This window comes from Janthinobacterium sp. 67 (assembly GCF_002797895.1).
In the GTDB taxonomy this organism is placed as follows: domain Bacteria; phylum Pseudomonadota; class Gammaproteobacteria; order Burkholderiales; family Burkholderiaceae_D; genus Janthinobacterium.
Map to the genome: position 1 here is coordinate 4970459 of NZ_PGES01000001.1, position 13924 is coordinate 4984382.

The window sequence follows — 13924 nt, forward strand, 5'->3', positions numbered from 1 at the left end:
ACCGCATCTTTCCTCTTATCGTAGTCACAAGCCCAGGCTAGCTCATGCAATCTGTTGAAAACACCCCCCCGCGCGCACCGTCGCGCTGGCCCATGGCGCTGGCGTTTTCGTTCAGCGCCATCGTGCTGCTGGCCATCGGCCTGCTGGCCTGGCGCGCGCCGTTCGAGACGGCCTGCGTCATCGATGCGCTGGTCTTCTTGCTGCTGATGCTGCTCGTGGCGCTGTACCGGCGCACCCTGGCGGCCAGCCTGCCGCGCCAGCTGCTCAAGGCGGGCGCCTTGCAGGATGCGATTTTCAACAGCGCCAATTTTTCTTGCATCGCCACCGATGCCCAGGGCGTGATCCAGATTTTCAACGTGGGCGCCGAACGCATGCTGGGCTATGCGGCGAGCGACGTGGTCGACAGGCTGACACCGGCCGGTATTTCTGACGCGCAAGAAATCGTTGCGCGCGCCGCCGCCCTCAGTGCCGAACTCGACACCGTCATCACGCCCGGCGTGGAAGCGCTCGTGTTCAAGGCCACGCGTGGCATCGAAGACATTTATGAACTGACCTACATCCGCAACGATGGCAGCCGCTTCCCCGCCATCGTCTCCGTGACGGCCTTGCGCGACGCGCAGAGCAAGGTCATCGGTTACTTGCTGATCGGCACGGATAACACGGTGCGCAAGCAGGTCGAGGCGGAACAGGCCTTGCTGGACCAGCGCTTGCGCGAACAGCAGGCGTACACGCGTTCGCTGGTCGAGAGCAACAATGCGGAGTTGACGAAGGCGCGCCAGGTGGCGGAAAAGGCCAACCGCGCCAAGTCGGAATTTTTGTCGAGCATGAGCCATGAATTGCGCACGCCGCTGAATGCCGTGCTGGGCTTTGCGCAGCTGATGGCGTCCGACGTGCCGCCGCCGAGCCCGCCGCAGCAGCGCTCGATCGAGCAAATCCTCAAGGGCGGCTGGTATCTGCTGCGCCTGATCAATGAAATCCTCGACCTGGCCATGATCGAATCGGGCAAGGTCACCTTGTCGCAGGAGGCGATGTCCCTGCTCGACGTGCTGCAGGATTGCCAGGCGATGATCGCGCCGCAGGCGGAAAAACGCGGCATCCGCATGTATTTCCCCCGCTGCGGCGAAGCCTACTTCGTGCATGCGGACCGCACGCGCGTGAAACAGGTGATGGTCAACCTGCTGTCGAACGCCATCAAGTACAACCAGGGCGGCGGCGCCGTCACCGTCGAATGCAGCCGCCATGGCGAACGGGTGCGCGTGAGCGTGCGCGACAGTGGCGCCGGTCTCGACGCGGGCCAGGTGGCCCAGCTGTTCCAGCCATTCAATCGCCTGGGACAGGAAAACAGCACGGAAGAGGGCACGGGCATCGGCCTCGTCGTCACCAAGCAACTGGTCGAATTGATGGGCGGCACCATCGGTGTCGACAGCACGGTCGGCGTGGGCACCACGTTCTGGTTCGAGCTGGCCGCCAGCAGCGCGCCGGCATTGGTGCTGGGCGACGGCGACGCGCTGCCGCAGGTGCAGGAGCCGCAGGAAAGCCAGCGCACCTTGCTGTACGTGGAAGACAATCCCGCCAACCTGGCGCTGGTGGAGCAATTGATCGCCCGCCGCAGCGATTTGAAGCTGCTGACGGCCATCGATGCGCACCTGGGCATCGACCTGGCGCGCACGTATCAGCCGGACGTGATCTTGATGGATATCAACCTGCCCGGCATCAGCGGCTTTGGCGCCCTGCATATCCTGCATGACGACCCGCTCACGAGCCATATTCCCGTGATGGCCCTGTCCGCCAACGCCGTGCCGCGCGACATCGAGAAGGGCCTGGAAGCGGGGTTCTTCCGCTACCTGACCAAGCCCATCAAGGTTGTCGAATTCATGGATGCGCTCGACGTGGCCCTGCACCATGCGGCCGCGCACGGCCTGGCCGACGACATTCACGCAGTACGCTAATTCAGCATTTATTTTTAGGAATACCGCCATGCTTCAAGCCACCGAGATCCTGAACGCCAGCATCCTCATCGTCGATGACCAGGAGGCGAACGTCATGCTGCTGGAACAGGTGCTGCGCAATGCCGGCTATACGCGCATTACCTCCACCATGGACCCGCAAGCCGTGCGCGCACTGCACCAGCAGCACCGCTACGACCTGATCCTGCTCGACTTGCAGATGCCGGAAATGGATGGCTTCGAGGTCATGGAAGGCTTGCGCGACATCGAGGCGGGCAGCTATCTGCCCGTGCTGGTGATCACGGCCCAGCCCGGCCACAAGTTGCGCGCGCTGCAGGCGGGCGCCAAGGATTTCGTCAGTAAGCCGTTCGACCTGGTGGAAGTCAAGACGCGCATCCACAACATGCTGGAAGTGCGCCTGCTGTACCAGAAGCTGGCCGAATACAACAAGTCGCTCGAGCAAATGGTGGAAGAGCGCACGGCGGAGCTGCGCGAAAGCGAAGCGCGCTTCCAGCGCTTCACGGAATTGTCGTCTGACTGGTACTGGGAACAGGATGCGCAGGGAAACCTGACGCGCTTTTCCGGCCCCGTGGCTGAAATGCTGGGCATCGGCAGCGAAGAAGAGCCGCAGCGCTGGAACGCTGCCGAACGAGCGCTGCTCGATGCAAAAATTGCTGCGCGTGAACCATTTCTCGACTTCATCTACAGCCGCGCCAATGGCGACGGCAGCACGCAGTACCTGCAGGTGAGCGGCGAACCGATGTTCGACAATGGCAGCCGCTTCATCGGCTACCGCGGCATCGGCCTCGATGTCACGGAGCGCTTGCGCATTGCCTGATTTATACTTGCTGCTATCCACATCGACAAGGAAAGCATCATGGCTGACAAATCAACGCCGCAATACTGGTTCCCCGCCAAGACCTATGGCTGGGGCTGGGGCTTGCCCATCACGTGGCAAGGCTGGCTCGTGTTCCTGGCCGCGCTGGCGCTGTTCGCCTGCGGCGCCTTCCTGTTCCCGCCGCAAACCATGCTGGTCGGCTACATCGTGTATGAAGTGGCCATCGTTGCCGTGCTTATTTTCATCTGCCAGCTGAAGGGCGAACCGACCAGCTGGCGCTGGGGCAAGAAGAAGTAGAGCGATGTACAAAGACGACACCTGCAAGAAATCATCTGGCCACGCGGCGTGAACCGCGTATAATTGGCTCGCTGCCGCAAGGCGGCAAACGCTAGGGGTCCTGCCTTTCGCTGTGGAAACACGGTGCAAGCGCGGGTGAGAAATACCCTCCGAACCTGATCTGGATAATGCCAGCGAAGGGAAGCTTTAGGATGAACGCACCCCGCTTTTCCGCGTGCGCAATTCCGAACCTCCTTAGCTGGCTCCAGGCTTAAAAATAGTCTAGCCAAGGAGCCAAAATGAACGCCAACCCGAAATTCCTCTCCGCCACCGCCACGGTCGACGAAGCCGCCATCGCGCCGCTGCCCAATTCGCGCAAGATCTATGTCGAAGGCAGCCGCCCCGACATCCGCGTGCCCATGCGCGAGATCAGCCAGTCCGACACGGAAGCGTCGTTCGGCGGCGAAAAGAATCCGCCGATCTACGTCTACGACACCTCCGGCCCGTACACGGACCCGGACGTGCAGATCGACATCCGCTCTGGCCTCGATACGCCGCGCCTGCCGTGGATTATGGAACGTGCCGACACGGAAGAATTGCCCGGTCCGACCTCCGAATACGGCATCGCCCGCCTGGCGGATCCGAAACTGGCCGAGCTGCGTTTCAATCTGCACCGCAAGCCGCGCCGCGCCATCGCCGGCAAGAACGTGACGCAGATGCATTACGCGAGGCGCGGCATCATCACGCCGGAAATGGAATTCGTCGCCATCCGCGAAAACATGCGGCGCCAGGAATATCTGCGCGAACTGAAAGCCTCCGGCCCCATGGGCGAGCGCCTGGCCGAGCTGATGGGCCGCCAGCATCCGGGCCAGGCCTACGGCGCCAGCATCCCTGCGGAAATTACGGCCGAATTCGTGCGCGAGGAAATCGCCCGCGGCCGCGCCATCATCCCCGCCAACATCAACCACCCGGAAGTCGAGCCGATGATCATCGGCCGCAATTTCCTCGTGAAGATCAACGCGAACATCGGCAATTCCGCCGTCACCTCGTCGATCGGCGAGGAAGTGGAAAAGATGACCTGGGCCATCCGTTGGGGCGGCGACAATGTGATGGATCTGTCCACAGGTAAACACATCCACGAGACGCGCGAATGGATCATCCGCAACAGCCCCGTGCCGATCGGCACCGTACCCATTTACCAGGCCTTGGAAAAGGTCAATGGCAAGGCCGAAGATTTAACTTGGGAAATTTTCCGCGACACCCTGATCGAGCAGGCCGAGCAGGGCGTCGACTACTTCACCATCCACGCGGGCGTGCTGTTGCGCTATGTGCCGATGACGGCCAAGCGCCTGACGGGCATCGTGTCGCGCGGCGGCTCTATCATGGCGAAATGGTGTCTGGCGCATCACCAGGAATCGTTCCTGTACACGCATTTCGAAGAGATTTGCGAAATCATGAAGGCGTACGACGTGTCGTTCTCGCTGGGCGACGGCTTGCGTCCCGGCTCGATCTACGACGCCAACGACGAAGCGCAGCTGGGCGAGCTGAAGACCCTGGGCGAACTGACGCAAGTCGCCTGGAAGCACGACGTGCAGGTGATGATCGAAGGGCCGGGCCACGTGCCGATGCAGCTCATTAAAGAGAACATGGATTTGCAGCTGGACCAGTGCGGCGAGGCGCCGTTCTATACGCTGGGACCGCTGACGACCGACATCGCACCCGGCTACGACCACATCACGTCGGGCATCGGCGCGGCCCTGATCGGCTGGTATGGCACGGCCATGCTGTGCTACGTGACGCCGAAGGAGCACCTGGGCCTGCCCAACAAGAACGACGTCAAGGACGGCATCATCACCTACAAGATCGCGGCGCATGCCGCCGACCTGGCCAAGGGCCATCCGGGTGCGCAAATCCGCGACAACGCGCTGTCGAAAGCCCGCTTCGAATTCCGCTGGGATGATCAGTTCAACATCGGCCTGGACCCGGACAAGGCACGCGAATTCCACGATGAAACCCTGCCCAAGGATTCGGCCAAGGTGGCGCATTTCTGCTCCATGTGCGGTCCCCATTTCTGCTCGATGAAGATCACGCAGGAAGTGCGTGAATACGCGGCCGGCATGGGCATCGCGGAAGACAAGGCACTCAAGCAGGGCATGGAAATCAAGGCCATCGAATTCATCAAGAATGGCGCCGAGCTGTACCGCAAGGTCTGAGGGAGGGCGTGATGACCGCATTGATATCCATCACGCTCAACGGCGCGCCGCACCAGGTGCCGCCGGGGCAAACCCTGGACCAACTGATCGCCGCCCTGTCGCTGGAAAACCAGGCGCTGGCGCTGGCCGTCAACCGCAATGTCGTGCCGCGCAAGGCGTGGCCGGGACAGGTCTTGCAAACCCAGGATCAAGTGGAAATAGTCCGCGCCATCGGCGGCGGCTGAACTAAGGAAAAAGCAATGAACAGTAATAACAATGACCTGCTGACCATCGCAGGCAAACAGTATCAATCGCGCTTGCTGGTCGGCAGCGGCAAGTACAAGGATTTGCCGCAGACGCGCGAAGCGACGGATGCGGCCGAGGCGCAGATCATCACGGTGGCGATCCGTCGCGTGAATATCGGCCAGGATCCGAACGCACCCAGCCTGCTCGACTTCGTGCCGCCGGACCAGTACACGATTTTGCCGAACACGGCCGGCTGCTACAACGCCAAGGATGCCGTCTATACCTTGCAACTGGCGCGCGAGCTGCTGGGCGGGCGCAACTTGGTGAAACTGGAAGTGCTCGGTGACGAAAAGACCTTGTTTCCGCACATGCCGGAAACCTTGATCGCGGCCGAAGAGCTGGTCAAGGATGGTTTTGACGTGATGGTGTATTGCAGCGACGACCCCATCCAGGCGAAGATCCTGGAAGATATCGGCTGCGTGGCCGTCATGCCGCTGGCGTCCCTGATCGGTTCGGGCATGGGCATTTTGAATCCCTGGAACTTGTCGCTGATCATCGACCAGGCGAAAGTGCCCGTGCTCGTCGATGCCGGCGTGGGCACGGCGTCCGATGCGGCCATCGCCATGGAGCTCGGTTGCGATGGCGTGCTGATGAATACGGCCATTGCCGGCGCGCGCGACTCCGTGCGCATGGCGCATGCGATGAAGCTGGCCGTGCGGGCCGGGCGCGAAGCGTTTTTGGCGGGACGCATGCCGCGCAAATTTGCCGCGTCACCGTCGTCGCCGATGGCGGGCCGCCTGGCGTGATGACGCCGATGCGCCGCACTGTGCTCGTGTTTGCCGGCGCCGATCCATCGGGTGGCGCCGGCATCGCCGCCGATATCGTGGCCATTGCCGCGCAGCGCGCACATGCCTTGCCCGTCATCACGGCGCTGACGGTGCAGGACAACGACAGGGTCTTTGGCATCGAGCCGGTGGCGCCGGAATTGCTGCGCCGCCAAGCGCAGGCGCTGATCGACAAGATGGCGATTCATGCCGTCAAAATCGGCATTCCCGGCAGCGCCGCGAACGCGGCCGTCATTGCGCAACTGATCGCGCAATTGCGGCTGGCCCGGCCGCATTTACCTGTGGTGCTCGACCCCGTGCTGGCCAGCGGCCATGGCGACGTGCTGAGCCGGGACGATGCCGTGCTGGCGCTGGCGCCCTTGCTGCCGGTCACGACCGTCATCGTACCGAACGGCCCGGAAGCGCTGACCTTGGGCGGCGAGGGAAACTTGCGCGCGCGAGGCTGTGAGAACGTGCTGGTGACGGGCGGCCATGGTGACGGCGAGGTGCTCGTCAACCGCTGGTTCGACGCCGAGGGCAGGGAGCGCGAGTGGCGCTGGCCGCGCCTGCCCGGCGAATTTCATGGCAGCGGCTGCACTTTGGCGTCGGCCATCGCGGCGCGTCTGGCGCAAGGTGTGCCGATGCAAGAGGCGCTCGATGGCGCGCAACGCTATTGCCATGCGGCCCTGGCTGGCGCGTATGCGATAGCGCCAGGCCAGCTGATGCCGCAACGATTCATTCAATAAGGAAAACATCATGCGTGGACTGTATCTGGTCACCCCGAACTGGGACGACACCGACCGCCTGCTCGACGTGAGTGAGCAAGCCTTGCAGGAAGGCGTGGCTTTGCTGCAATACCGCCACAAGAGTGCCGAAGCGGATCAGCGGCGCGAACAGGCGGGCGCCTTGCTGGCCCTGGCCCGCAAGTATGGCGTGCCTTTCATCATCAATGACTTCATCGAACTGTGCGAAGAGCTCGACGCGGACGGCGTGCACGTGGGCGGCACGGATGCCTCCGTCGCGCAGGTACGCGCGCGGCTGGGCAAGGACAAGCTCGTCGGCGCCTCCTGCTATGGCGACATGGCCCTGGCAAGGACGGCGCAGGCGGGCGGCGCCAGCTATGTGGCCTTCGGCGGCTTTTATCCATCGCTCGTGAAAAAGTACCCGGTCACGACATCGCTCGACATCGTGCTGCAGGCGAAACGCGAGATTGCCTTGCCCTGCGTGGTGATCGGCGGCATGACGCCGGAGAACGCCGCGCCGCTGGCAGCGCGCGGCGCCGACATGGTGGCGGCCATCAGCAGCGTCTATCAGGCGGACGATGTGGATATTGCGGTGCAGCAATTCAATCACTTGTTTGCGGCATGAATAGGGGCGTGCAGGGCTGGTTCGGGGGAATAATCGGCATATAATAAGAACATCATTCATTACCGAGGTCCCCCATCCATGAGTCAGCCAGCCGCCGCGAAACGCCTTATCCTGATCGTTGACGATGACCAGCTCCTGTTGGAATTCCTCGGCGAAGTCCTGCGCCATGCCGGCTACGAAACAGCCCTGGCCCATTCGGCCGAAGTGGCGCTGCAACTGATCGCCCAGCGCGAGCCGGACCTGGCCTTGCTCGACATCCACATGCCGGGCATGTCCGGGCTGGAACTGGCCAAGCGCCTGCATGGCGAGACGGCCGTGCCGTTCATGTTCCTGTCCGGCAGCGGCGACAGCGAATCGGGCAAGCAGGCGGCCGCCTATGGCGCCGTCGGTTACGTGGTCAAACCCGTCGACGAGGGCCGCTTGATGCCCGCGTTTGAAGCGGGCCTGGCCCGTGCCGATGAAATCCGCCAGCTGCGCCGCACGGAGCTGAACCTGAACGCGGCCCTGGCCGCCGGCCGCGAAACGAGTTTGGCCGTGGGTTTGCTGATGGGTAAATTCCAGACGGACCGCAACACGGCCTTTGAAGTGCTGCGCGACCATGCCCGTTCCAGCCGCCGCAAGATCAATGAGATCGCCAGCCAGCTGCTGCTGGCCGAGGAAACCCTGAACGGCTTGCACGGAGCGTTCTTGAACCGCGCAAAAACCAAGTAAGCGTTTTCCTGGCGCCTGCTTTGTTATGATGTGGCGATACGGCGCGCTGGCGCGCCCGGTTCAACCATACTCAGCACACACCACAGGACACACATGAAAACCAAAGCAGCGATTGCATGGAAGGCGGGCGCGCCTTTGACCATCGAGGAAGTCGACCTGGCCGGCCCGCGCGAGGGCGAGGTACTGGTCGAGATCAAGGCCACGGGCATTTGCCATACCGATTACTACACCCTGTCGGGCGCCGATCCGGAAGGCATTTTCCCGTCCATCCTGGGCCATGAAGGCGCCGGCATCGTCGTAGACGTGGGACCGGGCGTGAAAAGCCTGAAAAAGGATGACCACGTCATCCCCCTTTACACGCCGGAATGCCGCCAGTGCAAATTCTGCCTGTCGCAAAAAACCAATTTGTGCCAGTCGATCCGCTCGACCCAGGGCCGCGGCCTGATGCCGGATGCCACCTCGCGCTTTTCCATCGACGGCAAGCCCATCTTCCACTACATGGGCACGTCCACCTTTTCCAACTACATCGTCGTGCCGGAAATCGCCCTGGCGAAGATCCGCGAAGATGCGCCATTCGACAAGGTTTGCTACATCGGCTGCGGCGTCACCACCGGCGTGGGCGCCGTGCTGTTTACGGCCAAGGTCGAGGCGGGCGCGAATGTCGTCGTGTTCGGCCTGGGGGGCATCGGCCTGAACGTGATCCAGGCGGCCAAGATGGTCGGCGCCGACAAGATCATCGGCGTGGACATCAATCCGGCCCGCCAGGCCATCGCGCGCAAGTTCGGCATGACGCATTTCGTCAACGCCAACGAGGTGGAAAACGTCGTCGACACCATCGTGCAGCTGACGGACGGCGGCGCCGACTATTCGTTTGAATGCATCGGCAACACCACCACCATGCGCCAGTCGCTCGAGTGCTGCCACAAGGGCTGGGGCCAGTCCATCATCATCGGCGTGGCGGCGGCCGGCCAGGAAATTTCCACCCGTCCATTCCAGCTGGTGACGGGGCGCGTGTGGAAAGGTTCCGCCTTCGGCGGCGCGCGCGGCCGCACGGATGTGCCGAAGATCGTCGACTGGTATATGGAAGGCAAGCTCAACATCGACGACCTGATCACGCACCGCCTGAAGCTCGACGACATCAACCAGGGCTTCGACCTGATGAAAAGCGGCGAGTCGATCCGCTCCGTCGTGCTGTACTAATACATTACGCCGTACCACGGCGTTTTTGCGGAGGCTGCGGCCTCCGTTTTTTTTGCCCGCCTCCATCCATCGTCCGTGTTTGCCATCCAGGGCGGTCTTTTTGCAGCCTGTCGCATGGCGCTGGAGCGGTGCTCCATCCACCGCTAAAGTGCATGCTCCACTACTTTTGCGACGAGGCAGCCATGTCCACTTCCCACCGTTTGATCCTCAGCCTGGCCGGTATCCTGATCGGCGGCAGCGCGCTGGCCGTGCAGCCGCCCCAGCCGCCCGCGCCGCCAGCGCCGCCGGCCGCACCGGCCGCACCCAGCAAACAGATCAATATTTCCATGGGCAGCGGCGATGGCTATGCGCTCGTCGACAGCACGGAGGACAGCGTCACCATGGCCGGCACCGATGTCGATGGCCAGCAGATCAAGCAGCTGCAGCGCTCGCTCAAGGGGCAGTTTCTGTGGTTCCGCGACCAGGGCAAAGGCTATGTAACGCAGGATGCCGCGCTGCTGGCCCGCGTGCGCGACGCCTGGAAGCCGTCGCAAGATCTGGGTTTTCAGATGAGCGGCCTGGGCAAGCAGATGAGCGAGCATGGCAAGGCGATGGGTGAACTGGGCAGCAAGATGGGCGCCCAGGGCGCGGCGCAGGCGAATGGCGGCACGCGCGAGGCGGCGCAGCTGCAGGCGCTGGGCCGCCAGCAGCGGGAACTGGGCCGCAAGATGGGCGAGGCGGCGCGCCGCCAGGCGCAGGCGACGACGGAGACGGCGCGCCGCGCGGCCGAGCGCGATGTCGAGAGCTTGCAGCAGCAGATGGAAGATGCGCAAGACAAGATGGAAGAGGTGAATGACCGCCTCGCCGCCGCGCACGAGCGCGAGGCGGACAAGGCGGAAGTGCTGTCGCGCCAGATGGATCAGCGGGGCAAGCCGATGGAAGTGCTGGGCAAGCAGATGGAAGCGCTGGGACGCCAGCAGGAAAAAGCCACCAAGGCGGCCGACAAGGCCACGCGCCAGGTGATCGCCCAGGCGCTCAGCGAAGGCAAGGCGAAGCCGGTGCGCTGAGCAGCGTGCCGAATCAGGGCGCCAGCGGCTTGCGCATCAGGCAGCGCAGCGCCGGATCGTGGCCATCCTGCGCTTCGCGCGTCAGCCTGCGCGCGTGGCCCGCGCCCAGCGTCGCGGCATCGGTTTCGCTGAAACCGTGGCGCGCATAATAGGGTGCGTTCCATGGCAGGTGGCGATACGTGCTCAAGGTCAGCCAGGCGCAGCCCAGCGCCCGGGCATGGGCCGCCGCCGCGTCGAGCAGGCGCGCGGCCAGTCCCTGCCGTTGCTGCGGCAGCGCGACGGACAATTCCACGATGAACAGCTGGCCATCGAGCGCCTCGGCCGCCAGGAAGCCCACGGGCGTATCGTGCTCATCGGCGGCCACCCACAGGCCGCCTTCGCGCCATAGCCCCTGTAATGTGCTTAGGGGCAAGGTTTCCCCTTGCGCCAGCCACGCCAGGTCCGGCCCGGCCTGGGCAAACAGGGCCGCGGCGCTGCGTTCGACCCGGGCCAGCAAGGGCAGGTCGGCGCCGGTGGCCGCGCGGATGGTGTAGCTCATGGCGTGTGCCACACGGCGGCCACGGCGCAGTATTGGGCCGGCAACTGCCGCATGGCGTCGTCCGCGCTGGCATACACGTCGTCCTGCACCGTTTCCCACTGCGCGTCGCAGCTGAAACGGTAGATGCGCGCTTCGCCCGCGTAACGGCAGACGGCCAGGCCGTGGATGGCGGTGGGGGCACCACCATGCTCATTGGTGACATGGCCGAAGGGCTGGTCGGACCAGGCCCAGGCCAGTACGCGGGCGCCGTCGAGGTGGGTGGGGGGTGTCATGGGGATACAGGCTGCGGTGTCGGGATGGCGATTGTAGCGCGCGTGGGTAAAATGCCGCGAACGCTGGACAAATGCACAGTATTTTTAGCCATGCCGGTATAATCACGGGATGCAAAATCTTCTTCACAACCTCAATCCCGAACAATTGGCTGCCGTCACCTTGCCGGCGCAGCATGCGCTGATCCTGGCAGGCGCCGGTTCGGGCAAGACCCGCGTGCTGACCACCCGCATCGCGTGGCTGATCCAGACCCAGCAGGTATCGCCGCCCGGCATCCTGGCCGTGACGTTTACGAATAAAGCCGCCAAGGAAATGCTCACGCGCCTGTCGGCCATGCTGCCGATCAATACGCGCGGCATGTGGATCGGCACCTTCCACGGCCTGTGCAACCGCTTGCTGCGCACGCATTACCGCGACGCGGCCTTGCCACAAACGTTCCAGATCCTCGACTCGCAGGATCAATTGTCGGTGATCAAGCGCTTGTTGAAGGCAAACAATATCGATGATGAAAAATTCCCGCCGAAGACGGTGATGTATTTCATCAACAACGCCAAGGACCAGGGCTTGCGCGCCACGGACGTGGAAGCGTACGACGCGCACGAGCGCAAGATGGTCGAGCTGTACCAGTTGTACGACGACCAGTGCCAGCGCGAAGGCGTCGTCGATTTTGCGGAATTGCTGTTGCGCACGTACGAATTGCTGAGCCGCAACCAGCCGCTGCGCGAACACTACCAGGCCCGCTTCCGCCATATTCTGGTGGACGAGTTCCAGGATACCAATAACCTGCAATACAACTGGCTCAAATTGCTGGCCGGCCACGGCAGCCGCGATGGCGGCGCCCTGTTTGCCGTCGGCGACGATGACCAGAGCATCTACGCCTTCCGCGGCGCGAATGTCGGCAACATGAGCGCCTTCGAGCATGAGTTCCAGGTCAAGAACTTGATCAAGCTCGAGCAGAACTACCGCTCGCACGGCCACATCCTCGACAGCGCCAACGTGCTGATCGCGAACAACAGCAAGCGCCTGGGCAAGAATTTGCGCACGGACGCGGGCCATGGCGAGCAGGTGCGCGTGTATGAAGCCAGTTCCGATCTGCAGGAAGCGCAGTGGATCATCGAAGAGGCGAAAAGCCTGATCGCCGATGGCGCCTCGCGCAGCGAAATCGCGATTCTGTACCGCTCGAATGCGCAGTCGCGCGTGATCGAACACGCGCTGTTTTCGGCCGCGATTCCGTATCACGTGTATGGCGGTCAGCGCTACTTCCAGCGCGCCGAGGTCAAGCACGCGATTGCCTATTTGCAATTGATGGACAATCCCCACAACGATTCCGCCTTCTTGCGCGTGGTGAACTTCCCCACGCGCGGCATCGGCATGCGCTCGATCGAGCAATTGCAGGCCGCCTCGGAACAGTACGGCATTTCGCTGTACGCATCCGTGCCCTACGTGGCGGGCAAGGCGGGCAGCGTGCTGGCCGGCTTCGTCAAGCTGATCGAAGGCGTGCGTTTCGAAACGCAGCAATTGTCCTTGCCGGAAATGGTGCGCGTGGTGCTGGAAGCGAGTACCTTGCTGCAGCATTACCAGAACGAAAAAGAAGGTGCCGACCGCATCGAAAATCTGGAGCAGATGGTCAGCGCGGCCAGCCAGTTCATTTCCGAGGAAGGTTTCGGCCAGGGCGCACCGGCCCATCTGGGCCCTGCCGCCCAGGCGCAGTCGGGCGCGCCCGTCGTCAACCAGGATGGCATCGAAATTTTGGATGCGGACGCGCCGCTGCCGGCCGTGATGTCGCCGCTGTCCGCCTTCCTGTCGCATGCATCGCTGGAAGCCGGGGATAACCAGGCGCAGGCGGGCCAGGATGCGCTGCAGATGATGACGGTGCACTCGGCCAAGGGCCTGGAATTCGACAACGTGTTCATCACGGGCCTGGAAGAGGGCCTGTTCCCGCACGAAAGCAGCTCGAAGGAAGACAACGGCGTGGAAGAGGAACGCCGGCTGATGTACGTGGCCATCACGCGCGCGCGCAAGCGGCTGTACATGAGCTTTTCGCAGACGCGCATGCTGCACGGCCAGACGCGCTACAACATGAAGTCGCGCTTCTTCGACGAATTGCCGGAAGAATCCTTGAAATGGCTGTCGCCGAAGGTGCAGGCGAACTGGTTCGGCAACCGCAAGTCGGCCTGGGACGAGGCGCCCAAGGTGGCCAGCCTCGGTTCGGACAATGCGATTGCGCAAAAGATCGCGCAAAAAGCCACGGGCGGCGGCTGGCGCATCGGCGAATCCGTGGCGCACGCTAAGTTCGGCGAAGGCGTGATCGTCAACATCGAAGGCGGCGGCGGCAATGCCCGCGCGCAAATCAATTTCGGACAGCACGGCATGAAGGTGCTGGACCTGGGGATTGCGAAGCTGGAACGGCTGTGAAGGTAATCCGGCATAACAATGTTGTCGGATTACGCGTGGCCTTCAGCCCCCGCT

Annotated in this window: 14 protein-coding genes and 1 riboswitch; of the genes, 12 read left to right on the plus strand and 2 right to left on the minus strand. The window is 63.1% G+C overall.

The features are described 5' to 3' along the window. Nucleotides 1-44 precede the first annotated feature (44 nt). The 11 genes from CLU90_RS22315 to CLU90_RS22365 all read left to right on the plus strand — a co-directional run bounded on the left by CLU90_RS22315 (nucleotide 45) and on the right by CLU90_RS22365 (nucleotide 10647). On the plus strand, nucleotides 45-1949 hold the full coding sequence (locus CLU90_RS22315; protein ID WP_232731297.1) for a hybrid sensor histidine kinase/response regulator: 1905 nt from the start codon (nucleotides 45-47) through the stop codon (nucleotides 1947-1949). Between the two features lie 28 nt (nucleotides 1950-1977). Continuing rightward, entirely contained in the window at nucleotides 1978-2784 is an 807-nt protein-coding gene (locus tag CLU90_RS22320; RefSeq protein ID WP_100428926.1) for a response regulator, read from the plus strand. A 39-nt stretch (nucleotides 2785-2823) separates the two neighbouring features. Beyond that, nucleotides 2824-3081, plus strand: coding sequence for a hypothetical protein (locus CLU90_RS22325; protein WP_100428927.1), 258 nt, complete (start codon nucleotides 2824-2826; stop codon nucleotides 3079-3081). A gap of 83 nt (nucleotides 3082-3164) precedes the next feature. Continuing rightward, nucleotides 3165-3280, plus strand: a riboswitch (TPP riboswitch). A gap of 79 nt (nucleotides 3281-3359) precedes the next feature. Continuing rightward, entirely contained in the window at nucleotides 3360-5273 is a 1914-nt protein-coding gene (thiC, locus tag CLU90_RS22330) for a phosphomethylpyrimidine synthase ThiC (protein WP_100428928.1), read from the plus strand. Between the two features lie 20 nt (nucleotides 5274-5293). Then, entirely contained in the window at nucleotides 5294-5497 is a 204-nt protein-coding gene (thiS, locus tag CLU90_RS22335) for a sulfur carrier protein ThiS (protein WP_070222852.1), read from the plus strand. A gap of 15 nt (nucleotides 5498-5512) precedes the next feature. Continuing rightward, nucleotides 5513-6304: a thiazole synthase gene (locus CLU90_RS22340; RefSeq protein ID WP_100428929.1), complete on the plus strand. Its 792-nt coding sequence runs from the start codon at nucleotides 5513-5515 to the stop codon at nucleotides 6302-6304. Then, the gene (thiD, locus tag CLU90_RS22345) at nucleotides 6304-7068 is read left to right on the plus strand and encodes a bifunctional hydroxymethylpyrimidine kinase/phosphomethylpyrimidine kinase (RefSeq protein ID WP_442906749.1); all 765 of its coding nucleotides are present in this window, start codon (nucleotides 6304-6306) and stop codon (nucleotides 7066-7068) included. Before CLU90_RS22340 ends, thiD begins: the two co-directional genes overlap by 1 nt. Nucleotides 7069-7078: 10 nt before the next feature. Then, a complete protein-coding gene (gene thiE / locus CLU90_RS22350; RefSeq protein WP_100428930.1) occupies nucleotides 7079-7690 on the plus strand; it encodes a thiamine phosphate synthase in 612 nt (203 codons plus the stop codon). A gap of 78 nt (nucleotides 7691-7768) precedes the next feature. Continuing rightward, nucleotides 7769-8401: an ANTAR domain-containing response regulator gene (locus CLU90_RS22355; RefSeq protein WP_034749164.1), complete on the plus strand. Its 633-nt coding sequence runs from the start codon at nucleotides 7769-7771 to the stop codon at nucleotides 8399-8401. Nucleotides 8402-8494: 93 nt separating this feature from the next. Continuing rightward, on the plus strand, nucleotides 8495-9601 hold the full coding sequence (locus tag CLU90_RS22360; RefSeq protein WP_034749160.1) for an S-(hydroxymethyl)glutathione dehydrogenase/class III alcohol dehydrogenase: 1107 nt from the start codon (nucleotides 8495-8497) through the stop codon (nucleotides 9599-9601). 182 nt (nucleotides 9602-9783) lie between these two features. Next, nucleotides 9784-10647 carry a hypothetical protein gene (locus CLU90_RS22365; RefSeq protein WP_157808880.1) on the plus strand — a complete coding sequence of 288 codons (864 nt, stop codon included), beginning with the start codon at nucleotides 9784-9786 and terminating at the stop codon, nucleotides 10645-10647. A 13-nt stretch (nucleotides 10648-10660) separates the two neighbouring features. Here CLU90_RS22365 and CLU90_RS22370 read toward each other — a convergent pair whose 3' ends face one another. Beyond that, complete coding sequence (locus CLU90_RS22370) at nucleotides 10661-11185, minus strand: GNAT family N-acetyltransferase (protein WP_100428932.1); 525 nt, start codon at nucleotides 11183-11185, stop codon at nucleotides 10661-10663. Beyond that, nucleotides 11182-11457, minus strand: coding sequence for a hypothetical protein (locus CLU90_RS22375; RefSeq protein WP_100428933.1), 276 nt, complete (start codon nucleotides 11455-11457; stop codon nucleotides 11182-11184). The genes CLU90_RS22370 and CLU90_RS22375 overlap by 4 nt, the downstream gene beginning before the upstream one ends. A 109-nt stretch (nucleotides 11458-11566) precedes the next feature. On the opposite strand from CLU90_RS22375, the gene CLU90_RS22380 reads away from it, so the two are divergent. Next, a complete protein-coding gene (locus CLU90_RS22380) occupies nucleotides 11567-13870 on the plus strand; it encodes a UvrD-helicase domain-containing protein (protein ID WP_100428934.1) in 2304 nt (767 codons plus the stop codon). The last annotated feature ends 54 nt before the right edge of the window (nucleotides 13871-13924 follow it).

Bases quoted from the DNA above. Each gene is read 5' to 3' on its own strand.
- CLU90_RS22315 (WP_232731297.1), top strand. From the start codon at position 45: ATGCAATCTGTTGAAAACACCCCCCCGCGCGCACCGTCGCGCTGGCCC.
- CLU90_RS22320 (WP_100428926.1), top strand. From the start codon at position 1,978: ATGCTTCAAGCCACCGAGATCCTGAACGCCAGCATCCTCATCGTCGAT.
- CLU90_RS22325 (WP_100428927.1), top strand. From the start codon at position 2,824: ATGGCTGACAAATCAACGCCGCAATACTGGTTCCCCGCCAAGACCTAT.
- thiC (WP_100428928.1), top strand. From the start codon at position 3,360: ATGAACGCCAACCCGAAATTCCTCTCCGCCACCGCCACGGTCGACGAA.
- CLU90_RS22340 (WP_100428929.1), top strand. From the start codon at position 5,513: ATGAACAGTAATAACAATGACCTGCTGACCATCGCAGGCAAACAGTAT.
- thiD (WP_442906749.1), top strand. From the start codon at position 6,304: ATGACGCCGATGCGCCGCACTGTGCTCGTGTTTGCCGGCGCCGATCCA.
- thiE (WP_100428930.1), top strand. From the start codon at position 7,079: ATGCGTGGACTGTATCTGGTCACCCCGAACTGGGACGACACCGACCGC.
- CLU90_RS22355 (WP_034749164.1), top strand. From the start codon at position 7,769: ATGAGTCAGCCAGCCGCCGCGAAACGCCTTATCCTGATCGTTGACGAT.
- CLU90_RS22360 (WP_034749160.1), top strand. From the start codon at position 8,495: ATGAAAACCAAAGCAGCGATTGCATGGAAGGCGGGCGCGCCTTTGACC.
- CLU90_RS22365 (WP_157808880.1), top strand. From the start codon at position 9,784: ATGTCCACTTCCCACCGTTTGATCCTCAGCCTGGCCGGTATCCTGATC.
- CLU90_RS22370 (WP_100428932.1), bottom strand. From the start codon at position 11,185: ATGAGCTACACCATCCGCGCGGCCACCGGCGCCGACCTGCCCTTGCTG.
- CLU90_RS22375 (WP_100428933.1), bottom strand. From the start codon at position 11,457: ATGACACCCCCCACCCACCTCGACGGCGCCCGCGTACTGGCCTGGGCC.
- CLU90_RS22380 (WP_100428934.1), top strand. From the start codon at position 11,567: ATGCAAAATCTTCTTCACAACCTCAATCCCGAACAATTGGCTGCCGTC.